General features: G+C 67.5%; 23 protein-coding genes. 10 read left to right on the top strand and 13 right to left on the bottom strand.

Annotation, left to right across the window (positions count from 1 at the left end; translation table 11 throughout):
- Nucleotides 1–4: 4 nt before the first annotated feature.
- From OXH60_07090 to OXH60_07060, 7 genes are all read right to left on the bottom strand, one after another.
- On the bottom strand, nt 5–2,719 hold the full coding sequence (locus tag OXH60_07090) for a DUF4159 domain-containing protein (GenBank protein MDE0711884.1): 2,715 nt from the start codon (nt 2,717–2,719) through the stop codon (nt 5–7).
- Between the two features lie 3 nt (nt 2,720–2,722).
- Nucleotides 2,723–3,607: a DUF58 domain-containing protein gene (locus tag OXH60_07085; GenBank protein MDE0711883.1), complete on the bottom strand. Its 885-nt coding sequence runs from the start codon at nt 3,605–3,607 to the stop codon at nt 2,723–2,725.
- Nucleotides 3,608–3,615: 8 nt separating this feature from the next.
- Entirely contained in the window at nt 3,616–4,635 is a 1,020-nt protein-coding gene (locus OXH60_07080; protein ID MDE0711882.1) for a MoxR family ATPase, read from the bottom strand.
- A gap of 324 nt (nt 4,636–4,959) precedes the next feature.
- Nucleotides 4,960–5,838, bottom strand: a complete 879-nt coding sequence (locus OXH60_07075; GenBank protein ID MDE0711881.1) for a P44/Msp2 family outer membrane protein — start codon at nt 5,836–5,838, stop codon at nt 4,960–4,962.
- Between the two features lie 80 nt (nt 5,839–5,918).
- Entirely contained in the window at nt 5,919–6,905 is a 987-nt protein-coding gene (locus OXH60_07070) for a LysR family transcriptional regulator (protein MDE0711880.1), read from the bottom strand.
- A gap of 299 nt (nt 6,906–7,204) precedes the next feature.
- Entirely contained in the window at nt 7,205–9,964 is a 2,760-nt protein-coding gene (gene polA / locus OXH60_07065; protein MDE0711879.1) for a DNA polymerase I, read from the bottom strand.
- 48 nt (nt 9,965–10,012) lie between these two features.
- Nucleotides 10,013–10,168 (bottom strand): zinc-finger domain-containing protein, encoded by a 156-nt coding sequence (locus tag OXH60_07060; protein ID MDE0711878.1) that lies wholly within the window; start codon nt 10,166–10,168, stop codon nt 10,013–10,015.
- Nucleotides 10,169–10,246: 78 nt separating this feature from the next.
- Here OXH60_07060 and OXH60_07055 point away from each other — a divergent pair, with 78 nt between their 5' ends.
- The 6 genes from OXH60_07055 to OXH60_07030 all read left to right on the top strand — a co-directional run bounded on the left by OXH60_07055 (nt 10,247) and on the right by OXH60_07030 (nt 15,745).
- Nucleotides 10,247–11,236 carry an ABC transporter ATP-binding protein gene (locus OXH60_07055; GenBank protein ID MDE0711877.1) on the top strand — a complete coding sequence of 330 codons (990 nt, stop codon included), beginning with the start codon at nt 10,247–10,249 and terminating at the stop codon, nt 11,234–11,236.
- Nucleotides 11,233–12,852, top strand: coding sequence for a lysine--tRNA ligase (locus OXH60_07050; GenBank protein MDE0711876.1), 1,620 nt, complete (start codon nt 11,233–11,235; stop codon nt 12,850–12,852). Before OXH60_07055 ends, OXH60_07050 begins: the two co-directional genes overlap by 4 nt.
- A gap of 166 nt (nt 12,853–13,018) precedes the next feature.
- Nucleotides 13,019–13,261 carry a type II toxin-antitoxin system prevent-host-death family antitoxin gene (locus OXH60_07045; GenBank protein ID MDE0711875.1) on the top strand — a complete coding sequence of 81 codons (243 nt, stop codon included), beginning with the start codon at nt 13,019–13,021 and terminating at the stop codon, nt 13,259–13,261.
- Nucleotides 13,215–13,679 (top strand): type II toxin-antitoxin system VapC family toxin, encoded by a 465-nt coding sequence (locus tag OXH60_07040; GenBank protein MDE0711874.1) that lies wholly within the window; start codon nt 13,215–13,217, stop codon nt 13,677–13,679. Before OXH60_07045 ends, OXH60_07040 begins: the two co-directional genes overlap by 47 nt.
- Before the next feature lie 290 nt (nt 13,680–13,969).
- Nucleotides 13,970–14,884 carry an SDR family oxidoreductase gene (locus OXH60_07035; protein MDE0711873.1) on the top strand — a complete coding sequence of 305 codons (915 nt, stop codon included), beginning with the start codon at nt 13,970–13,972 and terminating at the stop codon, nt 14,882–14,884.
- Between the two features lie 189 nt (nt 14,885–15,073).
- Nucleotides 15,074–15,745 carry a nitroreductase family protein gene (locus tag OXH60_07030; GenBank protein MDE0711872.1) on the top strand — a complete coding sequence of 224 codons (672 nt, stop codon included), beginning with the start codon at nt 15,074–15,076 and terminating at the stop codon, nt 15,743–15,745.
- A 39-nt stretch (nt 15,746–15,784) separates the two neighbouring features.
- Here OXH60_07030 and argF read toward each other — a convergent pair whose 3' ends face one another.
- The 6 genes from argF to OXH60_07000 all read right to left on the bottom strand — a co-directional run bounded on the left by argF (nt 15,785) and on the right by OXH60_07000 (nt 21,423).
- Nucleotides 15,785–16,714, bottom strand: coding sequence for an ornithine carbamoyltransferase (gene argF, locus OXH60_07025; protein ID MDE0711871.1), 930 nt, complete (start codon nt 16,712–16,714; stop codon nt 15,785–15,787).
- Nucleotides 16,715–16,733: 19 nt separating this feature from the next.
- Nucleotides 16,734–17,900, bottom strand: coding sequence for an aspartate aminotransferase family protein (locus OXH60_07020; GenBank protein ID MDE0711870.1), 1,167 nt, complete (start codon nt 17,898–17,900; stop codon nt 16,734–16,736).
- Nucleotides 17,901–17,981: 81 nt separating this feature from the next.
- Nucleotides 17,982–18,761 (bottom strand): ABC transporter permease, encoded by a 780-nt coding sequence (locus OXH60_07015; GenBank protein ID MDE0711869.1) that lies wholly within the window; start codon nt 18,759–18,761, stop codon nt 17,982–17,984.
- 47 nt (nt 18,762–18,808) lie between these two features.
- A complete protein-coding gene (fmt, locus tag OXH60_07010) occupies nt 18,809–19,756 on the bottom strand; it encodes a methionyl-tRNA formyltransferase (protein ID MDE0711868.1) in 948 nt (315 codons plus the stop codon).
- A gap of 22 nt (nt 19,757–19,778) precedes the next feature.
- Nucleotides 19,779–20,324 carry a peptide deformylase gene (def, locus tag OXH60_07005; GenBank protein ID MDE0711867.1) on the bottom strand — a complete coding sequence of 182 codons (546 nt, stop codon included), beginning with the start codon at nt 20,322–20,324 and terminating at the stop codon, nt 19,779–19,781.
- Nucleotides 20,325–20,469: 145 nt separating this feature from the next.
- A complete protein-coding gene (locus tag OXH60_07000) occupies nt 20,470–21,423 on the bottom strand; it encodes a rhodanese-like domain-containing protein (GenBank protein MDE0711866.1) in 954 nt (317 codons plus the stop codon).
- A gap of 253 nt (nt 21,424–21,676) precedes the next feature.
- Here OXH60_07000 and pqqB point away from each other — a divergent pair, with 253 nt between their 5' ends.
- The 4 genes from pqqB to pqqE are packed head-to-tail and all read left to right on the top strand — an operon-like array spanning nt 21,677 to nt 24,844.
- Nucleotides 21,677–22,612, top strand: coding sequence for a pyrroloquinoline quinone biosynthesis protein PqqB (gene pqqB, locus OXH60_06995; GenBank protein MDE0711865.1), 936 nt, complete (start codon nt 21,677–21,679; stop codon nt 22,610–22,612).
- A 14-nt stretch (nt 22,613–22,626) separates the two neighbouring features.
- Entirely contained in the window at nt 22,627–23,406 is a 780-nt protein-coding gene (gene pqqC / locus OXH60_06990) for a pyrroloquinoline-quinone synthase PqqC (protein ID MDE0711864.1), read from the top strand.
- Nucleotides 23,403–23,693 (top strand): pyrroloquinoline quinone biosynthesis peptide chaperone PqqD, encoded by a 291-nt coding sequence (gene pqqD / locus OXH60_06985; protein ID MDE0711863.1) that lies wholly within the window; start codon nt 23,403–23,405, stop codon nt 23,691–23,693. Before pqqC ends, pqqD begins: the two co-directional genes overlap by 4 nt.
- On the top strand, nt 23,690–24,844 hold the full coding sequence (gene pqqE / locus OXH60_06980; GenBank protein ID MDE0711862.1) for a pyrroloquinoline quinone biosynthesis protein PqqE: 1,155 nt from the start codon (nt 23,690–23,692) through the stop codon (nt 24,842–24,844). Before pqqD ends, pqqE begins: the two co-directional genes overlap by 4 nt.
- The last annotated feature ends 122 nt before the right edge of the window (nt 24,845–24,966 follow it).

The raw sequence follows: 24,966 nt of genomic DNA, 5'->3' as shown, positions 1-24,966 counted from the left end.
CGCTTCAGCGCCGTTCCGCCGCGCGCCGCAGCCGCTGCAGAATGGTCCGGGTGTGCGCCTGATCCGACTTGTAGTTGCCGGTCATTGCGTACATCGCCAGATTGATGCCGAACCGGTAGGCCATTTCGCGCTGGCGCTCACCGCCGGGGGTTACCGGGAACAGCGGCCGGCCGGAGGGATCCGTGGCCCAGGCAGCCGCCCAACCCGCCGCTCCGACCACCACGCTTGCGACCTCGTCGCGGGATCGCTCGGCCGTGCTCTCGACCCAGACCCGATTGCCCGCCCAGCGTCCGGGAAACGCGCCCAGCAGATAGAAGGACCGGCCGAGCACGTGCCCGGCGGAGACCGGAACCAGCGGCGGGAGGTCGAGCGAGCCGAGCACCGCGGCAAGCCGCGGATCCCCGTGACGCGACGACTCAAGCTGGGCCACCGGCGATCCGTCGCGCGTGTCGAACACGATCATGCCGCCCGTCTGCAAGTAGGCCTCGATGCGTTCCACCGCCCGCTCCGAGACCGCCTCCTGGCGATCGGTGATCGGCCAATACACGAATGGATGAAACACCAGCGGATCCCGCTCGATGTCAATCGGCTTCGGCGGCACGGGCACGACCGACGTGCGCTCGCCCAGCACCCGGCCGAGCGCTGCCAGTCCCAGCGCACTCGTCTGATCGACCTCCGGATTGCCGGTCTCCACGTAGCCAAACTGGATGGCCAGCGCTCCCAGGGGCACGGAATCCTCGGCGCGCACCTCGGTGGCGCCGAGCACGATGATGACGACCGCCGTGGAGACCCATCCATGGCCGCCGATCAGCCCGCGCAGCGCCAGACCCGCCACGATGTCCACCAGGAGCAGAGCGAGCGCGAGGGCAAACAGCCACGCCGACAAGTCGACGGTCGTCGTGCCGAACCTGGCAACGGGTTCCACGCCGTCCGGCAGCGGGCCCCGGAAGGCCTGCACGTCCGCCATGGTCCCACCGAGATTCAGGGCTCGCCGGAACAGGTCATGGCCGTAATAGCCGGGCGGGTGACCGGGCCCCGGGGTCCCTTCCAGCAGCTGCGCAGCGTCGACCGAAACGGCGTCCGCCGGCGGCGGCATCTCCCGGCCGAAACCGTCCAACACCGAGAGTGGCGGCAGCACTTCAGACCCCAGTTGCGCATCGCCGCCTTCCGCCCGCTCGACAATCCGCTGCAACATGTTCACGAAGAGGCCGGACAGCGGCAGGTTCGACCAGTCCGTGTTCGCTGTCACGTGGAAGAACACAAGCTCCCCGCGGCCACTCCGCGCCGCCGTCACCAGCGGTGTCCCGTCCGCCAGGCGCGCCAGCGTCAGATCGTCCAGTGTTGCCGATGGTTCCGCGATCATCTGCCGGTGGACCACGACATCTTCCGGCACAGCCAGTCCCGCGAACGGCGATTCCGAGGGGAACGGTCCCAGCGTGAACGGCTGCTCCCAGCTGAACGCGCCGCCCAGCGAGCGCATTTCGCCTTCCCGTAGTCGCACCGGGAGCAGCGGACTGTCCGCGTCCACGAGGCGTTCGCCGGCAAAGCGCACCAGCGTGCCGCCTGACTCCAGCCAGGCTTCAAGGGCGTCGCGGCCCTCCGGACGGAGCTGGCCAACGTCCGCCAATACGATCACCGACGGCGGATCCTCCAGCAGCGTCCCCAGCGGCCCCTGGCGGACCTCGGCGAACGGTTCCAGCGCCCGCCGCAGGTAGTAGGTCGGGGCCAGCAGCGGGCGGGCGGCGTAGTCGTCGCCCAGCGTCACCAGCCCGACGGTGCGACGCTGCCAGCGATCGTCGACGAGCACGACCGCGCCGGCGTGGCGCTGACCCTCGATCTCGATCCGGGTGACCTCGCGGCGCAGCTCGCGCGGAAGGCCCAGCGGCGCACTGGCCGTCCTCTCCCCGTCTGCAAACGTTGCCGATACCCGCGTCAGCACCCGACCGTCCAGACTGAGCGCCCGCACCCATGCCTCCTGGAGCCCCGTGTCGTGCGTGCGGCGGAGCCGCGGTGCCATCCCGTCTGCATCTTCCGCGGCCGGCAGCAGCGACAACGGGGCCTCGTGCTCCGGCCCGGCCATCACGGACAGCGCGCCGACCCGGGACAACTGTTGCGCCAGGAGTGCCGTCGCTTCCGGGTCACCCCCGTCCGTACCGTCCCAGAACCACATGACCTCGCCGACGTCGACAAACTCTGCGCCGACGAGCGATTCGAGAAATGCCCGCCGGTCGACGCCCCACGGCTGCGGTGCCAGCACCCGGGCCAAGCGCGCGGCTTCTTCGGGACCGGCGGGCACCTGCGAGCGGAACCAGTCGGTTCCCGGTGCCGTGCCTGCCAGCACCACTGAACGGTCCTGTGCCCGCGCGGCATCGATCACCTGCAGCAGGGACCGCCGCGTGCTCTCCCACCCGCGCGCACTTGCCCAGCCGTCATCGACGACGACGACGAGCGTGCCGTCCGCCTCCAGCGTCGGGTCCGTGTCCCAGCGAGGCCCGGCAACGGCAAGGACCACCAGTGTGAACAGCGCCATCCTGAGGATCAGCAGCCACAGCGGCGTGGTATGCGGCGGTTCCTCGCGATCGTCGAGGCCGAACAGAAGCCGGATGGCAGGGAATCGGAGCCGGCGGGGGGCCGGGGGTCGAAGCCGCAGCAACCACCACACGGCGATCAGCCCGGCCAGGGCCGCCAGGGCCCAGGGTGCGGCAAACGAAAACGGCACGGCTCAGAACCGTTCGAACGCGCCGGAGAGCGCTTGATGGAGCGCCAGCAGGGTCGGTTCCGGCCCCCGGTCGGTCCGGTGGGTCAGGAAGCCCCAGCCATGCTTGCGGGCGATGTCGGCAAGCCCCTGCCGGTGCTCCTCGACCCGACGCACGTAGCGGCGGCTCACGGCTTCCACTCTGCCAATCAGGAGGTCTCCCTCCTCCTCGGCGCCCAAGAACCGGATACGACCGCGGAAGGGCAGCAGCTCCTCCGCCGGATCGAGGACCTGAACGAGATGCCCCGCCACCTCCTGGTTGGCAAGACCGCGCACGCGGGCAGCAATCGTCTCCAGCGGCTCGAGGAAATCGCCAACCAAGACCGTTTGTGCGTGGCGCTCCACCCGGATCGCGGCCGGCATGCCAGAGCCGGGCGGAGCGTCGGCCACGAGATGTTCGGCGATCCGTCCGAGCATCGCCCGTCCCCGGCCGGTGCGCGGTGTCGCGCCGAGCAGCCCCACGGTTTCGCCTCCCTGCAGCAGCATCGCCGCCAGCGCCAGCGTGATCAGTGCCGCCCGCGTCCGCTTCGGTTCGAGTTCGGGTGACGAGGCGTAGTCCATGGATGGTGACCGGTCGCACCAGAGCCATACCTGCTGCGCCACCTCCCACTCGCGTTCGCGGATGAAGATGTCCTGCGAGGCCGCGGTGCGCCGCCAGTCGATGGAGGACACCGGATCACCCGGCTGAAACTGCCGAAATTGCCAGAAACTCTCGCCGCGCCCGCGGCGGCGCCGGCCGTGGACCCCGCTGATTACACCGGCGGCAACACGGAGCGCGCGGATGGAAAAGGAAGGAAGACCGGCAGCGAGACGTTCAGCACGGTCCCGAGGAGCGGGATCAGGCGTCGGCACCAAACGGCTCAGGCGATGGATTCGGTCAGACGATCGATAACGTCCAGGACACTCAGGCCGTCCGCGCGGGCAGCGAACGTCACGTCCATCCGGTGCCGCAGCACCGGGCGGGCCAGCGCCACGACATCGTCCACCGACGGCGCGAGGCGCCCGTCCAGCACCGCGCGGGCCCGCGCCGACAGCATCAGCGCCTGACTGGCGCGCGGCCCCGGACCCCACGACACGTGCTCACGCACCATCTCGATTTCAGAGAGGTCGGGCCGCCCGCGGCGCACCAACGTCAGAATGGCTTCCACCACGCTGTCGCCCACGGGAATCGAACGTACCAGTGCCTGCATGTCGAGGAGTTCCTGCGCCGAAATGATCTGCTCGGGGTCGGTCTCCTTGGGCCCGGTCGTCGCGATCAGCATGGTGCGCTCGGAATCACGGTCGGGGTAGCCGATGTCGATCCGCATGAGAAACCGGTCGAGTTGGGCTTCCGGCAGCGGGTAGGTGCCTTCCTGTTCAATCGGGTTCTGCGTGGACAGGACGTGGAACGGTGATGGGAGCGGATGCGCGCGGCCGGCCACGGTCACTTCGTTTTCCTGCATTGCCTGCAGGAGCGCGGACTGGGTTCGGGGCGAGGCCCGGTTGATCTCGTCGGCGAGGAGCAGCTGGCAGAACACCGGGCCCTCGATGAAACGGAAGGCCCGCTGCCCGCCATCTGCTTCCTCGAGAACCTCGGACCCCACGATGTCGGAGGGCATCAGGTCCGGCGTGAACTGGATCCGCTTGTCCACCAGTCCGAAGACCGTGCCGAGCGAGCGCGCGAGCCGGGTCTTGGCCAGCCCCGGCAAGCCGATGACCAGCGCGTGCCCGCCGGCGAGCAGCGTGATGATCGCGTGGTCCACAACGTGCGGCTGACCGAACACGAGCTCGGCCATGTGGGCGCGGGCGCGGGCGACCGCTTCGTTCGCCGCTTCGATCTGGGCGACAAAATCGTCATTCTGGGCGACCGCCGCCAGAGGCGAAGGTTTGGCTGGTGGCATGAGCTTGTTCGTACTTCCGCAGCAAACCTGACCCTCGACCTATGGCAGTCGTCCGGGACGAGCAAATGGCGGGAACAGGGACAAAAAGTGCAGAGGCAACCTATCACGTGTGTCGTGCGGCCTGCAACGCGATCGTGCCGCGCCGTACGTTCTCCTGCCGGTGACGGCAAGACCGCGCGGCAGACGCCGTGACCGCCGGAGCCCGACCGTCTGTCCGAGCGCCTCGCACGCCGACGGCAGGGACCCGCCGACGGGACGCCCGGAACACCACCCGACGCAAAGCGGCACCCCAACGGACGCCGGTGCCCTGCCGCCGCTGGTCGGCTACGGCGTCGTGCCGTCAGCCCAGGTGTATCGCGCGCTGAGCAGAACCGACCCCTGCCGGATACCGCGGACTGCCTCGTGAAACGTGAGGTCGGGGAATTCGTGCTGAACGTACGCGGACTGATGCGCGAGGTCGCCGACGGTGCGATAGGCAAGCTTGACATCAAGCGCCCACCGGTCGCTCACATGCCATGCCACCCCGGCAAAAAGATGGGCCGCCGGGACCACGTCGGTGAGATCAGCGGACTTCACGGTGTCGTAGCGGTCCGCGGGCGGGTCACACGATCGGCCTTCCCGGCAGAAGTAGTCACTGTGGAAGTAGAGCCCGGAAACCTCGACGTACGTGATGCCCAGGCCGGCGCCGAGATACGGGGTCGCCCGGATCCCCGGCACCGGAAAGTCCCGGTAGACGTTCACCGACAGCGAGCGTGTCGTCAGTTCGTCCACCAGGTTCGTGGAGCGCGATGCATAGGGGCTGTCGACAACGTACGGCGCGCGGTCAGAGCCGTCCAGATACGTGATGCCGATGAACTCCAGCGCAACGGGATGGGTTTGCTGAGTCGCCGCCAGTTCAAACCGCAGCCGCCCGATCTGTCGGCCCGCCGCGATCCCGAAGGTGTGGCCGGTTTCGGGAACCAGATCCTGAAACCAGCGAAACCCCTCGACACTTCGGCCGCAGTCGCGGTTCGGACTGCACGTCGTGTCGCGGTTGTGCCCGGCCTTGTCCATGGTCGCGCTCCAGCCCACACCACTTCCCACGTTCACGTACCACGCGGCACGTTCCGGCCCTGCGGCACGGACTACCTCAGGCAGGCCAAACAGGATCAGCAGGCCCAGCAGCACGCCGGAGGTGCGGAGCAACCCGGACACGGCACCCATGCGCTGAACTCCCGATTGTCCTTGGGTTTCGTCGACGGCGAAGATGCTGAATTTGCCGGGCGCCCCGACCGGGACGACGGTCAGGCTGCAGACTGGCGCTGGCGAGCCGTTGGTCTGCCGAGAAACGGTGCTTCCAGTATTGCCGGCAGTTCGAGCGCCTGCCCCGCCTCTGCCAGCGCCCCGATAAACGTCCGGTGCGGATCGATCCTCAGGTATTGGTCGGGCACCATGGCCGCCATCCGTCGGTCCTCCAGTTGCGTCCGGTACAGGTCGACCCGGAAGCCATGGCCCGGCCCGATTTCGGCGGCAAGCGCCGGTACGACCGCTACACCCAGTCCGGCCTGGACCATCGACAGCGCCACTTCGTAGGTCCGGGTGGTCGCCTCGACCCGCGCTTTCGGCAGCACGCCTTTGTACCACTCATCGATCCGACGCTTGTGCTGGTTGCCGTACTCGAACCGGATCGTGCTGTTCAGCACGTTGGCGACGGCCGGCTTGACGTCCTCCGTCGGATCCTCGACCGCTTCGAGCGCCAATCCCTCTGGGACCGCGAGGACATAGGGATCCACGAAGAGTTCGGTCTGGGCAAACGGAAGATTGCTTGACGCGATCGAGTCCGACGCCACCACGCCAATCGAAATGCGGCGCGCGTAGAGGAGATCGATCGTCTCGGCCGGCGGCACTTCCTGGACGTCAATTTCGACGTTCGGAAAGGACACTGCGAAACTGCGCATCGCCTCCGGCAGCAGGTTTCGGGCGACGGAACTCAGGATTCCCAGCTTGAGCATGCCCCGCGTGCCGGCGGTGAACTGCCCGATCCCGTCCATGGCCTCGTCGTAGTCGCTGAGGATTCGTTCCACCCGTCGCAGGAGGTACCGGCCGGCGTCGGTGAGGTCGATGGTTCCGCCGTGGCGCCGCAGCACCTGTGCGCCCAACTCGTCCTCGAGCTTGGAGATGTGCTGCGAGATCGTGGCCTGCGCCACGCCCAGCTGTTTGCTGGCCCGCGTAAATGACCGCGCTTTGGCCACTGCCCAGAAGGCGCGCATGTGAGTGAGCGATACCGCCATCGAGACCTCCGCCTTGCCCTCAGCCTGACCGGTAGGACCGCCCCAGGTCAAGTGCACATCGAAACATGCGCGTGGGCGCGGCTTGAATTAGGGCCGCCGACGGCCGCGTGGAAATCGGTGCGTAGGGCGCCGCCGGGTGCGCGGCTGTCCCGGGGTCGCCCGCGGAGCGCCGGACGGACGGATTTCGTCGACGCCGAGACCGCGTCGGCCGCGCCGCATGGCCGCCCGGCCAAGTTCCGGGTGTCAGCCCCGTCCTCGTACCGACACCGGCGGGAGGCCCGCGTCCGACCATCCGTGTTTCAGTGGGCCGCCTCCCAGCTGGCACCCACACCGACGTCCACCACCAGTGGCACCGACATGGCGCACGCCGGCAACGGCGCCGTCTCCATGGTCCGCTTGACCACCGCGGAAGTCGCCTCGACCTCCGCCTCGGGAACCTCGAAGACCAGTTCATCGTGGACCTGCAGCAGCATGTCGGCCTGGAGCCCCGCCCCGCGCAGCGCATCCGGCATGCGAACCATGGCGCGCTTGATGATGTCGGCGGCCGCCCCCTGCAGCGGCGCATTGATGGCCGCCCGCTCGGACCCAGCCCGAGCCGAGAAGTTCCGGGCGCGAATGTTCGGCAGGTGACAACGGCGCCCGAACATGGTCTCGATGTAGCCGTGGTCCCTGGCGAACTGCTTGGTGGTCTCCATGTACCGTTCGATGCCGGGGTACTGTTTGAAGTAGGCGTCGATAATCCCCTGGGCCTCACCCTTGGGGATGCCCAACTGCCGGGCCAGCCCGAATGCGCTCTGTCCGTAGATCAGCCCGAAGTTGACCGTCTTGGCCCGGCGCCGCATTTCCGCGTCCACCTCCGAGACGGCAACCGCGAAGACGCTGGCGGCCGTGAGCGTGTGAATGTCCGCGCCGTCGCGGAACGCTTCCCGCAACGGTTCGATCTCCGCCACCTCGGCCAGCAGGCGGAGCTCGATCTGCGAGTAGTCGGCAGCCAGCAGGACCCTGCCGGGCGGGGCCACGAAGGCGCGCCGGATGCGCCGGCCTTCCTCCGTCCGGATCGGGATGTTCTGCAGGTTCGGATCGCTCGACGACAGCCTGCCCGTGGCGGCCCCGGTCATGTGGTAGGACGTGTGTACGCGCCCCGTCGCCCGGCTGCGCTCGAGCAGCGCCTCGATGTACGTCGACAGCAGTTTCTGGACCTGCCGCCACGCGATCATGCTGCTCGCGATCTCGTGGCCCTGTCCCGCGAGCTCCTCCAGAACCGCGTGGGACGTCGATGCGCTCTTCTTCACACGGGTCTTGCCGCCAGGCGTGAGCCCGAGTTCCTCGAACAGGATGGCGCCGAGCTGCGCGGGGGACGACAGGTTGAATGCCCGTCCCGCGAGTCCGTGGATCCGTGTCTCCAGGGCCGCCATCCGCGCCTCGAAGTCGGCGCGGAGTTCTTCCAGCGTGCCGCGATCCACGGCGATGCCGGCCCGTTCCATGGCCGCCAGGACGGGAACCAGCGGTCGCTCCAGCGTCTCGTACACCGTCACCATGCGCTCCTTGAGCACGCGCGGCCGGAGGCGCTGGTGCAGCTGCAGCGTGAGGTCGGCATCCTCGGCGGCGTACTCGCAGGCCTTGTCGAGCGGTACCTGCGAAAACAGAATCTGGTTGCGGCCGGATCCGCACACCGCCGAAAACGGAATCGGCTCGATGCCCAGGTGGCGTTCGCTCAGCGAATCGAGGCCGTGCTTCGCGCGGCCCGCATCGACCACGTACGACAGGAGCATCGTGTCGTCGATCGGCGCCACCTCGATGCCGGCCGCCCGGTGCAGCACGTTGGCATCGTACTTGATGTTCTGGCCTACCTTGAGGACCGTGGCGTCTTCGAACAGCGGCTGCAGCCGCGCCAGCACCTCATCCTTCGGCGCCTGGGCAGGCGCGGGCGGCGTAAACAGGCCGTCCTCCCCCGGGCTGTCGGCGGCGCCCACGTGCGCAAGCGGGATGTAGCAGGCTCGGCCGGGGGCCGTGGCCAGCGAGATTCCCACCAGTTCGAGCGTTTCGATTTCGAGGCCCGTGGTTTCGGTGTCGACGGCCACGATGCCGGCTGCGTTCGCCGCGGCGACCCAGGCGTCCAGGCGGCGAAGATCGGTGACCAGCTCGTAGTCTCGCTCGACCGGAGCGGCCTCGGTCGATGCCGCCGTCGTGCCGGCACCGTCCAGCTGCCCCGCAATTCGCTGTACCAAGCTCGCAAACCCCTGCGCCCGGAGAAATCCCAGCAGCAAGTCCGGGTCGGGCGGGGCGCGACGCATGTCCTCGATACCAACGTCCACCGGGACGTCGCGCTTGAGCGTGACGAGCCGCATGCTGATGCGCGCGTCGTCGGCATGCTGGAGCAGCCGCTCGCGACGCTTGGGCTGCTTCACCAAGGAAGCCCCCGCCAGCACGTCCTCGAGCGAACCGAACCGCGCCACCAGCTCGGCCGCCGTCTTGACGCCGATTCCCGGCACGCCGGGGACATTGTCGGTCGCGTCGCCGGCCAGAGCCTGCACATCGACGACCCGCTCGGGTGGGACGCCAAACTTCTCGGCCACTTCCGGCGGACCGATGGGTTCCAGGTCGCGCGGCCCCAGCATCCTGACATGGGGGCCCACCAACTGCATCAGATCCTTGTCGGACGAGACGATGTCGACGTCCCATCCCGAGTTGCTCGCCTGCTCGGCGAAGGTTGCGATCAGGTCGTCGGCTTCGTATCCGGCGAGCTCGATCGACGGCAGCCCGAACGCACGAGTCGCCTCGCGCACCAGTGGAAACTGCGGGATCAATGCCTCCGGCGGCGGTGGCCGATGAGCCTTGTAGGCGGGAAAAATGTCGTTTCGGAAGGACTTCGCGCCGGCGTCGAAGATCACCGCGAGTCCGTCGCTGGCCTCCTGCTGGTACAGCTTCCACAGCATGCTGCAGAAACCGTACACGGCGTTCACCGGCGTGCCGTCGGCTCGCGTGAGCTCCCGCATCGCATGAAACGCACGGAAGAGGTACCCGGAGCCATCGACCAGGATCAGCCGCGGTCGCGCCAAGGGTGATTCCGTCACGGGCGCGGGGTCAGCCACGGCAGCACGGGAAGGTCAGTCAGCGCGCCGCACGAAGCGTCGTCCGCAGTACGGACACACGACCGCTTCCCCTGCCCGGAGCGACAGGAACACGCGGGGATGACCATCCGCGCCGCCGCCGTCACAGGCGACCCGATCCTCATCAACTTCGACCGTATCGGGAGACGCCATGGGACGCGGCCCCTGAGCGCGGTGCGGCCCAGGTCGTTGCCACGCGCGGGGCTAGATGATAAGGAAAGGGGAACGGCCATGCTAGACGATCCCGGTCCTGATTCCGTGCCCGGCGCGTCGGCGGCGGCTATCCGCATTAGCGGCCTAGAGAAAGTGTACCGCGCCCGGTCCGGCCAGCCGCCCATGCGGGCGCTCCGGGGCGTCAGTCTGGAAATCCCGAGGGGATCGATCTTCGGGCTGTTGGGTCCGAATGGCGCCGGAAAGTCAACGCTGATCAATATTTTGGCCGGGCTGGTCGTGAAGAGCGGCGGCCAGGTTGAAATCAACGGATACGACCTCGACGCGGACTGGCGACAGGCCCGGCTCTCCATCGGCGTCATGCCGCAGGAGCTCGTCCTCGATCCGTTCTTCTCGCCCCGGCAGACGCTGGAGTTGCAGGCCGGCCTCTACGGGGTCCCGCCAAGCCGGCGTCAGACCGAGGCGCTGCTGGAGATGGTGGGGCTGGCCGACAAGGCCGACGTCTACTCGCGTACGCTGTCGGGCGGCATGCGCCGCCGCCTGATGATGGCGAAAGCGCTGGTGCATCGACCACCGATCGTGATCCTTGACGAGCCGACTGCGGGGGTCGACGTCGAATTGCGCGAGCTCCTGTGGAAAGAGGTTCGGTACATCAACGAAGCCGGAGCGACCATCCTGCTGACGACGCACCACTTCGAGGAAGTCGAGGCCATCTGCGATCGGATCGCCATCATCAATCGGGGATCCGTGATCCTGAACGGACCGATGGACGAGATGCTGGCCGAGCTGGACCGCAAGGAGCTGGTGGTCCACCTGGCGGAGCCGTGCAGCGAGGTGCCGACGGCCTTCAGCGATCTCGACGCCTATCTCCAGGGCGACCGCACGGTGGTGATCGGATATCAGCCGACCCGAACCCGGACGGTCGACCTCCTGGGCCGTATCCGCAATTCGGAACTGCAGGTCGAGGACCTGTCGACTCGCGAGCCCAACCTGGAAGACCTCTTCCGGACCTTGACGCGCGAGCCCGGACCCGACGCAGTCCACCCGTGACCACGCTTCGCGCCGCCGCCGAACAGGCCCGCGCCTGGCCGTTTGCCGAAGCGCGCCGATTGGCGAAGCGCCTCGGCGGCCGCCAGCCCGAGAAGGGCTACGTGCTGTTCGAGACGGGATTCGGACCCTCGGGCCTGCCCCACATCGGGACCTTCGGCGAGGTAGCCCGCACGACCATGGTCCGTCGCGCCTTCGAGACCCTGACCGAAATGCCGACCCGGCTGATCGCATTCTCCGACGACATGGACGGCCTGCGCAGCGTGCCGAGCAACGTGCCCGAGCAGGCCATGCTCGCCGAGCACCTCGGCCGCCCCCTGAGCGACATTCCGGACCCGTTCGGCCAGCACAAGAGCTTCGCCGAACACAACAACACCCAGCTCTGCACCTTCCTCGACCGGTTCGGGTTCGACTACGAGTTTCGAAGCTCCACGCACTGCTACCGCAGCGGCGTCTTCGACGAGACGCTGCTCATGGTGCTTCGGCACTACGACGAAATCACCGAGATCATCCTCCCCACGCTGGGGCGCGAGCGGCGCGCGACCTACAGCCCGTTCCTGCCGGTCTGCCCGACGACCGGCCGGGTCCTCCAGGCCCCCGTACTCGCCCGAAATCCCGATGCCGGCACGATCACCTACCGGGGCGACGACGGGACGGAAGTCGAGACGCCCGTGACGGGGGGACGCTGCAAGCTGCAGTGGAAGCCGGACTGGGCGATGCGCTGGGTGGCGCTCGACGTGGACTACGAGATGAACGGCAAGGACCTGATCTCGTCGTACGAACTCGGGGCGCAGATCGCCCGCGTGCTTGGCGCCCGGCCGCCGGCGAACATGACGTACGAGCTCTTCCTCGACGAGCGCGGGGAGAAAATCTCGAAGAAGATCGGCAACGGTCTGACGCTCGAGGAATGGCTGACGTACGGCACCGAGGACAGTCTCTCGCTCTTCATGTATCACCAGCCCGGCCGGGCCAAGCGGCTTCACTTCGACGTGATCCCCCGGCATGTCGATGACTACGAACGCCACCTCAAGCAGTTCGCCGAACGGGGTCAGGAAGGCGATTCTGCAGAACTGCTGGAAAATCCAGTGTGGCACATCCACGGCGGCCGGCCGGCGCGCACCCGGACCGTGCCGCTGGCGTTCGGGATGCTGCTCAATCTCGCCAGCGCCTGCAATGCCGAGGACGCCTCGGTCCTCTGGGGATTCATCGAGCGTTATCTCCCGGCCGCGACGCCCGCGACGGAACCTGCGCTTGACCAGCTGGTCGCCCTCGCCGTCCGCTACTACCAGGACCGGGTGCGTCCCCAAAAGCGGTACCGGCCAGCCACCGCGCCAGAACGCACCGCCCTGCTGGCACTGGCCGAGGCCCTCCGCGCCCTCCCTCCGGACGTCGACGGCGAGACGCTCCAGGGCACCATCTTCAAGGTCGGGCGGGCCAACGGGTTCGACGAGCCGAAGATTTGGTTCAAGGCGCTCTACGAGACCCTGCTCGGCCAGAGTCGCGGCCCGAGGATGGGTTCCTTCATCGCGCTCTACGGCATTGCCGAGACGGTTACGCTGATCGAAGCGGTCACCACCGGCAGGCGTCCGTCCGACGCAGCCGCAACACCCGCTTCCTAGCCCCGGCTGCTGCCGCTTGGGGACCGGCCCCCTTGGATCGATTAACGGCAGCACCGCTGACGGCAACCGGTTGTCGGCCCAGGACGAACACAACGCAACGTTGAACCAGACAGTGAATTAGACTAGTTATAGACTAGTTGAACAGAGCCTGCCCGGAGTTCACACGATGCCCACGATTGGCGCGTTCGAGGCCAAGACCCACCTTCCCAAGCTGTTGCGCCGCGTGGCAAACGGCGAACGGTTCGTCATCACGAGACACAATCGCGCTGTCGCCGAACTGATCCCGTTCCAGCCTCATGATTCCGGCAAGGTGCGGGCGGCAATTGCCGGTCTGAAGGCGTTTCAGGACACGCACAGTCTTGGTGGCCTATCCGTTCGCGCGCTACTCGAAGAAGGCCGCAGGTACTGATCCCGTGTTCGTCCCCGACTGTTCGGTCACCATGGCGTGGGTATTCCCTGACGAAGCCACCGAAGCCACGGCCCGACTACGAGACCTGCTGGAGGACGACCGGGCAGTCGTCCCGTCGCTATGGGCGATAGAGGTGGGAAGTGTCCTACTCGCCGCAACCAAGAGGAGGCGCATCGGCGTTGAGAGTTGGGAGGAGCTATGCGCCCACCTTGAAGCCCTGCCCATCGAGGTCGACACTTTCTCGGTTTCGCGTGTGTGGGGGGGTGCACTTCGCCTTGCCCACTCCTACGACCTGACCGTCTATGACGCGATCTACCTTGAACTGGCGCTACGCCGACAGTTGCCTCTCGCCACGCTGGACCAAGCCCTTGGTACGGCCGCCCGTGCCGCGGGACTGGACACGCCCGCCGACCGCTAGCAGGGCACACCCTGGCCCAATGCTGCGTTGACAGGAGGGTCGCCTGCGCACCCGCGTGAGCATTGACCGCGCCTGTTCCATTCGTGCCCGCGTCCGGTATTGCTGGCGCCGGTCCCCACATTTGCCGGACCGGATTCCGTGAACACGACCGGGCATTGCGGCGTGCGCATGCTCGGGGCCGGTACTCCGGCATGCTGCGAGGGGATTCCCTTCGCGGCGGAAGGCTGCACAATCGTTGATCTTCCGGGCTTCCGCAGTTGACGCCTACGACGCATATCGGAAACGGCACCATGACTGAACTTCTTGCTGGAAAAGTGGCCCTGGTGACGGGGGCGGGGCGCGGAATCGGTGCCGAAATCGCCAAGCTGATGGCCGCGCATGGCGCGAGCGTCGTCGTGAACGATCCGGGCGGCGCAACATCGGGCGAAGGCCAGGACCAGGCGCACGCTCTCGCGACGGTGGAGACGATCCGCTCGGCGGGAGGCGCCGCGGAAGCCAATTTTGACAGCGTGACCGAGTTTGCCGCCGCGGAAGGCATGGTCACGCAGGCGATCGATCGGTACGGACGGATCGACATCGTCGTGAACAACGCCGGGATCCTTCGGGACGCCATCTTCCACAAGATGACCGAGGACGACTGGGACGCGGTGATCGACGTCCACCTCAAGGGGAGCTTCAACGTGGCGAGGGCAGCCGCGACCCGGTTCCGGGCTCAGGAATCAGGGTGCTTCGTGCACATGACCTCAACGTCGGGCCTGGTCGGCAACGTCGGACAGGCGAACTACGCTGCAGCCAAGCTTGGAATCGTCGGTCTCTCGAAGTCCCTTGCGCTCGACATGACGCGGTTCAACGTGCGGTCCAACTGCATCGCTCCCTTCGCGTGGAGCCGGATGATCGGGACCATCCCGGCAGCAGACGACGCCGCACGCGCCCGTATCGAGAAGCTCAAGCAGATGACCCCCGACAAGATCGCGCCGGTCGCGGTCGCGCTCTGCTCGGATCGCGCCGCGCACGTGACCGGCCAGATCTTCGGCGTCCGCAGCAACGAGATCTTCCTGCTCGGCCAGTCCCGCCCGCTCCGAGGCATCCACGAGGGCTCGGGCTGGTCTCCGGAAGCCGTGGTCGAGCATGCCTTCCCCGCGCTGCAGCCCGACTTCTATCCGCTCGATCGCACCGCTGACGTGTTCAGTTGGGACCCCGTGTAGCGGCTGCAGCGCTCATCAGGTGGCCCGACCGGGCGCCGCACCAGGCCGCGGGCCTACAAGGAAGCCCCACAAGGAGAATTCGTGCCTCGGAGACCGGTGACCCGCCGGCGCGGACTGGCGTGACCCCCTGCCGGCTGAACCGGCCTGGATGTGCGCGCGAGACTGGTTTCAGGACGGATGCGTGACGAGATGGACAAGAATCCCTTTGTTCCGCTCCTCGACTATCGGGAGTATCCCGAAGCCGAGATGATGCAACGGGCGCACCAGTTCCATCTGGAGCTGAAGAAACGGCGCACGGTTCGGCATTTCTCGAACCGCCCCGTCCCGAGGGAGGTGATCGAGAACTGCCTGCGCACGGCGACGACGGCGCCGAGCGGCGCCAACCTCCAGCCGTGGCACTTCGTCGTCGTCAGCGATCCGGAAACGAAGCGCCGGATCAGGCAGGCGGCCGAGGAGGAGGAGCGCCACTTCTACCGGCATCGGGCACCGCAGGAATGGCTGGACGCCCTGGCCCCGCTCGGCACCGACGAACACAAGCCGTTCCTTGAGCGTGCACCCTATCTGATCGCGATCTTCGCCCAGAAGTACGGCCGTCTGGCCGACGGCCGAAGAGTGAAGCACTACTACCCGCTGGAATCGGTCGGGCTGGCGACCGGGATGCTGATCGCGGCACTGCACGTCGCCGGATTGGCGACGCTGACCCACACGCCGAGTCCCATGAAGTTCCTGAACGATATTCTGGGCCGCCCGAAGTCATCCGAACGCCCGTTCCTGTTGCTGGTGGTGGGTTACCCCGACCGGAACGCGACGGTACCCGCCATCGGTCGAAAGCCGCTTGCCGAAGTGGTGACCTACGTCTGAAAGCGCGAACGGCTAGGCGCTCGGGGTCGGGTCCCGAAATCAGCTCTCGGCAAGGCACCACTCGAGGATGGCCTTCTGCACGTGCAGGCGATTCTCCGCTTCGTCCCAGACCGCCGAATCCGGACCGTCAATCACTTCCGCGGTGACCTCCTCGCCGCGATAGGCCGGCAGGCAATGCATGAACACGGCTCCCGGCGCCGCGGCATCCATCAGCGACTGGTTCACCTGGAAGGGGCGGAACACTGCCTGCTGGTCCGCCAAACCGTCCACCGACGGGTCCGCGGCCATGGATTTCCAGGTGTCGGTCACCAATGCCGAGGCCCCTCGCGCTGCCGCGGCCGGCTCGTCCAACAGGTCCACGTATCCCGACTCGACCGCCCGACTCACCAGATCGGCCGGCGGCTGCCGGGAGGGGGGACACGCAACCCGCAGCCGCACGCCAAGCTGTATCGCCGCGTGAATCCACGAGTTGGCCACGTTGTTGCCGTCGCCGATCCAGGCCACGTGCCGGCCTTCCAGCGAGCCGAACCGATCCCTGAGGGTCAGCAGATCAGCCATGACCTGGCATGGGTGGCTCCGGTCGGTCAGGCCGTTGATCACCGGAATCTCGGCATGTCGGGCAAACTCTTCCAGCTGGTCGTGCGAACCGGTTCGCAGCAGCGCCACGTCCGCGTAACGCGACAGCACGCGAGCAGTGTCAGCAAGGCTCTCGCCCCGGCCGATCTGGGTCCCCTGCCGGTCGAGGGTGAGCGCCCGGCCGCCCAGCTCGTTCATCGCCACCTCGAATGACACCCGTGTCCGCGTGGACGGTTTCTCGAACAGCATGGCCAGCGTCCGCCCGCGACCCGCGCCGGGCTCCGCCCGCAGGGCGGCGCGGTTCCGCTTGTAGGCGCTGGCCCGATCGAGCAGCCGTCCCAGCAGGGCACCATTCAGACGGTCGAGGTCAAGGAAGTGTCGAGGTTGGTTCATCGTGCCGGCCCGCCGCCGCTCACCGGAACGTGCGAAATACGGCTTCCGTTACGGTCAACGCCTCGTCCACATGGGCGTTCTCGATGTTGAGCGGCGGCAACATCCGCACGGTGTCCCCGCCCGCCGGAACCGTCAGCAACCGGTGCTCGCGGAAGCGGGAATAGAGATCCGCCGCTGGTACCGCTGCCGTCATGCCAAGCATCAGGCCACGGCCCCGTACTTCCGAGATCACCCCCGGGTGCTGATTCCGCAGCTGCTCCAATCCATCACGCAGGCGGACGCCCGCCTGCTCGACACCGGCAAGAAATCCCGGTGCCAGGATCTCCTCAACCACGGCATCCGCGACCGCACTCGCGAGGAAGTTCCCGCCGAACGTGGACCCGTGCGTGCCGGGCACCATGCCGACCGCTGCCCGCTCCGTCGCCAGGACGGCTCCAATCGGGAAACCGCTGCCGAGGCCCTTGGCGAGACCGGCGACATCGGGCGCGACCTCCTCCCATTCGCAGGCCAGGAACCGGCCGGTCCGCCCGACCCCGGTCTGGACCTCGTCCAGGGCCAGCAGGATGCCGTGCTCGTCGCACAGGCTGCGCAGTCCGGCGAGATAGCCCTGCGGCGCGGTCACAATGCCGGACTCGCCCTGCAGGGGCTCGACAAACACTGCTGCGGTCCGATCGGTGACAGCGGCCCGGGTGGCTTCGAGATCGCCGTAGGGAACCCGCACGAACCCTGCCGCGAGCGGCGTGAACCCCGCGCGGTGGGCCTCGTTGCCGCCCGCCGCCAGGCCCGCCAGCGTGCGCCCGTGGAATGCCCCGTCCGTCACGATCACCTCGGCACGCTCGGAATTGCCGTGGTGGTAGTGGAACCGCCGCACGGTCTTGATCACGCCTTCCGAGGCCTCGGCACCCGAGTTGCAGAAGAACACCCGATCGGCAAACGAGTGCTCGACCAGTCGCGTGGCGAGACGCTCCTGCGGGCCGATCCGATAGAGGTTCGAGGTGTGCCACAGCCGGCCCGCCTGCTCCGCCAGGACCGCAACCAGCTTCGGGTGGGCGTGGCCGAGGGCAGTCACGGCGATGCCGGTACCAAAGTCCAGGTAACGCGTACCGTCGGTCGTGAAGAGATACGGACCCTCGCCCCGCTCGAAGGCCAGATCGAGCCGGGCGTAAGTGGGCATCAGCGCGTCCATGAATGACAGATCCGAAACAGGGGCAGGATTGAGAAGGAAGACCACGCAATGTAGCGCAGAACCGCCGGCGATGAGGCGGGATCAGTCCTTGAGCCGGTATCCGGTCTGGAACATCCAGAGCGCCCAGAGCAACAACCCGAGGTTGATGACCGCCAGCAACGCCATGCCGAGGCCGAGGTTCGCATCTGAGTGGCCGATGAAGCTGGAACGGAACCCGTCGATGACATAGAAGAACGGGTTGAACTGAATGATGGTGTAGAACGGTTCCGGCAGTCGCTCGATCGAGTAGAAGGTGCCGGACAGGAACGATAGCGGCGTCACGACGAAGTTGGTGATCGTGGACATGTGGTCGAACTTCTCGGCCCAGACCCCGGTCAGCACGCCGAGGAGCGACATCAGCAGCGCAGCCGCAACCACGTAGTACCCCAGCACCAGGTAGTCCTGGAGGCGGATCGGCACGAAGACCCACATGGCGAGACCAACCGCCAGCCCGACGCAGAGTCCGCGGGCCAGCCCGCCCACGAGGAACCCGGTCAGCAGTTCCCCCGGCGCAAGCGGCGGCATCAGGAGGTCCACGATGTTGCCGGTCATCTTGGCGCTGAGCAGCGAACTCGAAGCGTTCGCAAACGCGTTCTGCATCACCGCCATCACGATCAGGCCGGGCGCCAGGAACTCGAGGAACGGCCGGCCCCCTACTTCCCGGAACGTCCCGCCCAGCGCCAGCGCAAACACCGCGAGGAACAGCAGCGTGGTGACCATCGGGCCGGCGATGGTCTGCTGCCCGATCTTCAGGAACCGCAGCGTCTCCCGCCCGCACAGAACCCACAGTCCTCCCCAATTGATCCGACCCATGGTGGGCATGGGCATGGGCGCGGCCGGGCTGCGCGAATTACGCTGGACCATTTGGACTAACCTTCGTTCGAATTCGGGGCCGGCAGCACGGTGCCGACGGAAACCGGAGTGCCGCGCAGAAACGCTGCGGCATCAAGCCTGCGGCCGCCTGGCCGCTGTACCTCCAGCAATCGCAGGCCGTCCACCCCACAGGCGACCGTAAGGCGATCATCCAGCACCGTTCCCGCAGGCGCCGGACAGGACTTGACGGGCCGAGCGCGCCATACCTTGACCGGTTCGGAACGCCCCTTCAAGGGAATCAGGGCCCGGGCGCCCGGCGCAGGGTGCAGGGCGCGGACCTGCCGCTCCAGCTGCTCGGCCGTGGACTCCCAATTGAGGACCCGGTCAGCCGGACCGAGCTTGCTCGCATAGACCGCGCCCTCCGGCTGCGCCACGGGGACCAGCGTGCCCGCGGCCAAACCGCACAGTGCCTCCGGGAGCCGGTCCGCGCCGCACGTAGCCAGAGCGTCTCGCAGCATACCGCCGGTCATGTCGGGACCGATCGGCACCTCGCACCGATCCAGGACCGGACCGGTATCCAGCCCCTCATCCATCAGCATCAGCGAGATCCCGGTCGCCGCATCACCGGCCATGATCGCGCGCTCGACCGGCGCCGCGCCTCGCCACCGGGGCAGCAGGGACGCGTGCACATTCACGCACCCCAGCCGGAATGCCGTCAGGACGGGACCCGGCAGGAGCAGTCCGTACGCGACCACGACCCCCACATCGAGCCGCATCGACCGCAGCCGCGCCGTTTCCCCGGGATCCCGCAGGGTGCGGGGCGTCCGCACCGAAAGGTCCAAGGCTCCGGCGCGGTCGGCAACGGGACTCCCCCGCATCCGGTGACCACGGCCGGCGCGGCGCGGCGGCTGCGTGTACACGACCTCGATGCGATGGACGCTGGCGTGCAGCGCGTCCAGCGCCGGCAGCGCGAACTCCGGCGTGCCGAAGAACGCCGCCCGCAGCGGCGTCCCTTTCAAGGCCGCCTCAGGCCGCCGGACGGATGGTTCGATCGCGTCCCCGCCGGTCCAGCCGCTTCTCCTTGACCAGCCGCTGGATGATCCGGTCGCGCGTCAGGCGGGTCAGGTGGTCGACGAACAGCACCCCGTCCAGATGATCGATCTCGTGCTGCCAGCACACGGCTTCCAGCCCCGTGCATTCCCGGGTGTGGGTCACGCCGTCGAGATCCTGGTACCGCACCGTGACCCGGGCCGGGCGCTCGACCTCTTCGTAGGCCTCCGGTACCGAGAGACAGCCCTCGCTCATCGTGGCGGTCTCCTCGCTCGCATCGAGGACTTCCGGGTTGACCAGAATCTGCGGATTGGGCGGCTCGTCCTCGCCGTGCAGATCCATCACCACCATCCGCTGCTGCACGTCCACCTGCGGTGCCGCCAGCCCGATGCCGTTGGCTGCGTACATGGTCTCCAGCATGTTCTGGGCCAACTCCGCGAGCGTCCGGTCGAACTGTTCGACCGGGCGGCTCACTTTCGTCAGCCGAGGGTCGGGCGCCTTCAGGATGGGTAGGATTGCCAAGGGATTCAGCCTCCGCTGCCAATTGCGTGTCCGCCCGCACGCGGCACGCGCGCCACGCAAGTATGGCAAAAAAGTACGGGCGGACAGAGTCTCCCGGCTCGACCCCGACCGTGGGCACCTGCGCGCGCCGGTCGTTGCGGTCGTCTCAGCCGGGCGGCCCCACAATCACCTGCATCGGCAGCTCCGGGTCGCGCGACCACTCCGCGAGAGAGCCGTCGTACAGGCGGGTTCCGGCGCGCCCGAGCAGTTCATGCAGGACGAACCAGCCCAACGAGCTTTCCAGTCCGGCGTTGCAGAACACGACCGGGTCGGCATTGGCGGGCACGCCGGCGTGCTCGAGCGCCGCGCGCACCGTGGCGGGCGCGTGAAAGACGAGGGTGTCGTCCACGAGAAACCAGGCAAGCGGCACGTTCCGTGCGCCCGGCAGCGTGCCATGGCGAAGCACGGTCTCATTGCGGTTCAGGCCCAGGTACTGGTCGCTGGTTCGAAGGTCCACGAGCGGGCGGCCCGACGCGATCGCGCCTCCTACGGCGGCACGGTCCGCGAGAATGGGAGGCGCCCGGCGCGGCGCGTAGGCACCCGGTACTGGGGGCTGGTAACCGGTGTCCACGTCGTTGTCCCAGCGCGCGGTCCAGGCCGCGAGGCCGCCGTCCAGGATCGACACCGCAGCATGACCGACACTGCGCAGCGAGACGAAGATCGCGGCGGCTTCCGCCGCGTCGTAGCGGCCGGACCCCGGCGCCACGATGACGACGTGGTCGTCCGGGCTGATGCCGAGGCGCCCCAGCAACTCGGCCGTGCGGCTCGGCGCCGGGAGCCGCATCGGCACTCCGGCCTGCGTTTCCCGCCAGCCGTCCTCGTAGAAGTTCGTGAAGGTGGCGCAGGGAACGTGCCCGGTCTCGTGGTCGGCTCGTGACCGGCGCACGTCGAGCACCAGGAGCCCCTCGGAACAGGTCCGCTCGGCCAGCCAGGCCACGTCGACCAACGGCGTCGCCGCCGCTGCGGGCGGCGCCAGTGCGGCGAACACCGAAGTCGCGAGCAGGAAAAACCAACGCCGTGCCATGCTGGCCGGAGCATAGGCCCGGACGGCAGATACCAATAGGCAGTTCCTATGCAACGTATAGATGGACCCTCAGGTCGCGCATCCTATCTTGCGTCCCACTGACGGGCGCACGTAATTGCGTCTACCTTGGAACCCTGATCGGAGAGTTACCTATGTGGAAAGCTCCTGTGGTTCGCGAGGTGGCGGTCGGTCTTGAGATCAACTGCTACGCTTGCGCGGAGGTCTGATCCCAGTCTGGATCTGACTTTGACCCCCGCCGAACGGAAACCTGGGGCAACGGTGATGTCGTATGCAAATCCGTGTTCTGGGAGCAGCCGCCGGCGGGGGGTTTCCGCAGTGGAATTGTAATCATCCGAATAGTCGCCGGGCGCGTGCCGGCGACCCCGATACTCCCTCAAGAACTCAGTCTTCCATCGCCGTCAGCGACGACGGTGCGCGTTGGTTCCTGTTTAACGCCTCCCCCGATCTACGCCAGCAGATAGCTGAGAATCCGGTCCTCCAGCCCTCGGCCCAGGCGCCGCTTCGCTACAGTCCGATTACCGGCGCAGTGCTGACCAATGCCGATGTGGACCATGTCGCCGGGCTGCTGAACCTTCGCGAATCGCAGCCGCTCAGCCTCTACGCGACCCCCCGCGTGCTCGGCGTGCTCGAGGCCAACACCATCTTCAACGTCCTGAACCCCGCGTTCGTGGAGCGGCGCACCCTGACGCTCGACGAGCCGGTGGCGCTCGTGGACGCTGCCGGGGGCGACGCCGGCCTGGAGATCACGCCCTTCGCAGTTCCCGGAAAAGTCGCCCTCTGGCTTGAAGACGAAGCCAAGGGGCCCGATTTCGGCTCGGTCGACGAGGACACCATCGCCCTGCACGTCCGTTCCACATCGAGCGGCGCCTCGTTTCACTACATGCCGGCCTGCGCCGCCATCACCGATGCCGTGCGCGAGCGCGTCCGCGGCACCCCCCTGCTCTTTTTTGACGGTACCCTCTGGGTCGACGACGAGATGGTCCGCGACGGAGTCGGCGTGAAGACCGGCAAACGGATGGGGCACACCAGCATTTCGGGCGAGGGCGGCTCGCTCCACGGTCTGGATGGCCTCGACATCGGACGCCGGATCTTCATTCACCTCAACACGACCAACCCGGTGCTGTCGGCCGACACTCGGGAACGCCGGGCCGTCGAGGACGCCGGGTGGGAAGTGTCCTACGACGGGATGGAGATCGACCTGTGATCGCACCGGCGCCGATGGTGCCCGGAGCGCCCGTCACGGAGACCGAGCCGCCGCGTACCGAACCGGAAATGCTGGCGGCACTGTCCCGGATCGGCGAAGAGCGTTACCACAGCCTGCATCCGTTCCATCGGCTGCTGCACGACGGCGAACTCGACCACGGACAGGTGCAGGCCTGGGCCCTAAATCGCTACTACTACCAATGCTCCATCCCCCGCAAGGATCTGACCCTCATGGCGCGGATCGCCGACGTCGATCTGCGGCTGGAGTGGCGATCTCGCGTGATCGACCATGAAGGCGACATGGATGGATCGGGTGGGCTGGCCCGCTATCTCCAGCTCTGTGAACGCCTCGGTCTCGACCTCGACTACGTCCGCTCGTGCGCCGGCCTTTTGCCCGGCACCCGTTTTGCCGTCGACGCCTACATCGCGTTTGTGCGTGAGCGTTCGGTGCTGGAGGCGATCGCGTCCTCGTTGACCGAGCTGTACGCGCCGGCCATCCACCGGGAGCGGATTGCCGGTCTCTCCCGCCACTACGCATGGGCCGACGACTACGCCCTGGCGTATTTCAAGAAGCGCATCAACCAAGCGCGGCGAGACGTCGACTTCGGCCGCGCGTGGGTGCTCCGCAATGCCCGGACCCGCGTCGAGCAGGACGCGGTGCTCGACGCGGTGCGGTTCAAGACCGACGTGCTCTGGGCCCAGCTCGATGCGTTGCATTCAGCCTACGTGGAACCGAAACGAATTCCCCCTGGCTGCTTTGTACCCCAACCTCAGGATCAGGAGCACGCGGCGTGAGCGAGCGTCTCCTCCTGAACCTGGACTCGGTGCCGCGGCTGCCGCGGCATGCAAAACTCCGGTTCGACCGGGCCCGCGACTGCTGGATCATCAATGCGCCGGAGCGCGTGTTCGAGCTGGACGCCATTGCGGGCGAAGTCATCCAGCTCGTGGACGGCACGCGGACCCTGGCGGTCCTGGTGGACGAACTCGCCACGAAGTATGACCAGGCCCCCCGTGCGGACATCGAACGCGATGTCACCACCATGCTCCAGAACCTGGCTGACAAGGGATTTGTGATCGCATGATTGACCAAGCTGAAGCCCCCGTGAACGCGCAGACCGAATGCGCCGCGGCGACCGGAACCTCGGATTCCCGCAATCGTCTGATTCCCTATGCCGTTCTTTGCGAGCTGACCCATCGATGCCCGCTCCAGTGCCCGTACTGCTCCAACCCGGTCGAACTGGAGCGCGCATCGCGAGAGATCGATACCGACGCCTGGAAGAGCGTCCTCTCGCAGGCCGTGGACATGGGGATCCTGCAGGCGCACTTCTCGGGCGGCGAGCCGACCGTTCGGAAGGATCTGGAAGAGATGGTCGAGCACGCCTCCAAGGCGGGGCTCTACACCAATCTCATCACCTCCGGGGTGTTGCTGACTCCGGCCCGGCTCGACCGGCTGCGGGAGGCGGGCCTCGATCACGTGCAGGTCTCCTTCCAGGACACGGAGGCCGAGAACGCGGACCGCATCGCGGGCTTCCGCGGACACGCCAAGAAGCAGGAAGCTGCCCGCATGGTCCGGGCCGCGGACTTGCCGCTCACCGTCAACGCCGTGATGCACCGCCAGAACCTGCATCACCTGGAAGCCATGATCGCGATGGCCGTGGAGCTCGACGCGGAGCGGCTCGAGGTGGCCCAGGTGCAGTACTACGGGTGGGCGCTCAAGAACCGGCAGGCGTTCCTTCCGACACGGGACCAGCTCGATGAGGCGACCCGGATCGTCGAGGAGGCCCGGATCCGCCTCAAGGGGATCCTGGCGATCGACTACGTGGTCCCCGACTACTACGCGCGCCGACCGAAGTCCTGCATGGGCGGCTGGGGCCGCCAGTTCCTGAACATCACGCCCGCCGGCAAGGTGCTGCCCTGCCACGCGGCGGAATCGCTGGACTTCCTGGAGTTCGAGAACGTGACCGAGCGTCCGCTGGCCTGGATCTGGGAACACTCGAGCGCCTTCAACCGGTTCCGCGGCACCGACTGGATGCCGGAGCCGTGCCGCAGTTGCGATCGGCGCGAGATCGACTGGGGGGGATGCCGGTGCCAGGCGTTCGCCCTGACCGGGGACCCCGATACGACCGACCCGGCCTGCGAGTTCGCTCCGCAGCGGCACGTGCTGGAAATGCCCATCGGCGAGGCCGGGGGCGAGATTCCGGAGTTCGTGTACCGGCGCATCGGCAACGGCTGACCGCTCGCTGAGCTGGTTGGCGCACGCTTGGGCCCTGACCGGTGGGAGCCGGGGCGCATGTACTGCAGCCTGCGTACGCGCTCGTAGGGCGGGCGCGAAACGCGGCCGGGCACCGCGCCCGA

Source organism: Rhodospirillales bacterium, from assembly GCA_028824295.1.
Lineage (GTDB): Bacteria > Pseudomonadota > Alphaproteobacteria > TMED109 > TMED109 > VXPW01.
The sequence above is the reverse complement of the archived record's forward strand: the minus strand, read 5'-3'. Positions and strand labels throughout refer to the sequence as shown.

Coding starts and splice junctions, on each gene's coding strand:
- OXH60_07080 (MDE0711882.1), bottom strand. CDS start 4,635: ATGCCACCAGCCAAACCTTCGCCTCTGGCGGCGGTCGCCCAGAATGAC.
- OXH60_07075 (MDE0711881.1), bottom strand. CDS start 5,838: ATGGGTGCCGTGTCCGGGTTGCTCCGCACCTCCGGCGTGCTGCTGGGC.
- OXH60_07070 (MDE0711880.1), bottom strand. CDS start 6,905: ATGGCGGTATCGCTCACTCACATGCGCGCCTTCTGGGCAGTGGCCAAA.
- OXH60_07060 (MDE0711878.1), bottom strand. CDS start 10,168: ATGGCGTCTCCCGATACGGTCGAAGTTGATGAGGATCGGGTCGCCTGT.
- OXH60_07055 (MDE0711877.1), top strand. CDS start 10,247: ATGCTAGACGATCCCGGTCCTGATTCCGTGCCCGGCGCGTCGGCGGCG.
- OXH60_07045 (MDE0711875.1), top strand. CDS start 13,019: ATGCCCACGATTGGCGCGTTCGAGGCCAAGACCCACCTTCCCAAGCTG.
- OXH60_07035 (MDE0711873.1), top strand. CDS start 13,970: ATGACTGAACTTCTTGCTGGAAAAGTGGCCCTGGTGACGGGGGCGGGG.
- OXH60_07030 (MDE0711872.1), top strand. CDS start 15,074: ATGGACAAGAATCCCTTTGTTCCGCTCCTCGACTATCGGGAGTATCCC.
- argF (MDE0711871.1), bottom strand. CDS start 16,714: ATGAACCAACCTCGACACTTCCTTGACCTCGACCGTCTGAATGGTGCC.
- OXH60_07020 (MDE0711870.1), bottom strand. CDS start 17,900: ATGGACGCGCTGATGCCCACTTACGCCCGGCTCGATCTGGCCTTCGAG.
- OXH60_07015 (MDE0711869.1), bottom strand. CDS start 18,761: ATGCCCACCATGGGTCGGATCAATTGGGGAGGACTGTGGGTTCTGTGC.
- pqqB (MDE0711865.1), top strand. CDS start 21,677: ATGCAAATCCGTGTTCTGGGAGCAGCCGCCGGCGGGGGGTTTCCGCAG.
- pqqC (MDE0711864.1), top strand. CDS start 22,627: ATGGTGCCCGGAGCGCCCGTCACGGAGACCGAGCCGCCGCGTACCGAA.
- pqqE (MDE0711862.1), top strand. CDS start 23,690: ATGATTGACCAAGCTGAAGCCCCCGTGAACGCGCAGACCGAATGCGCC.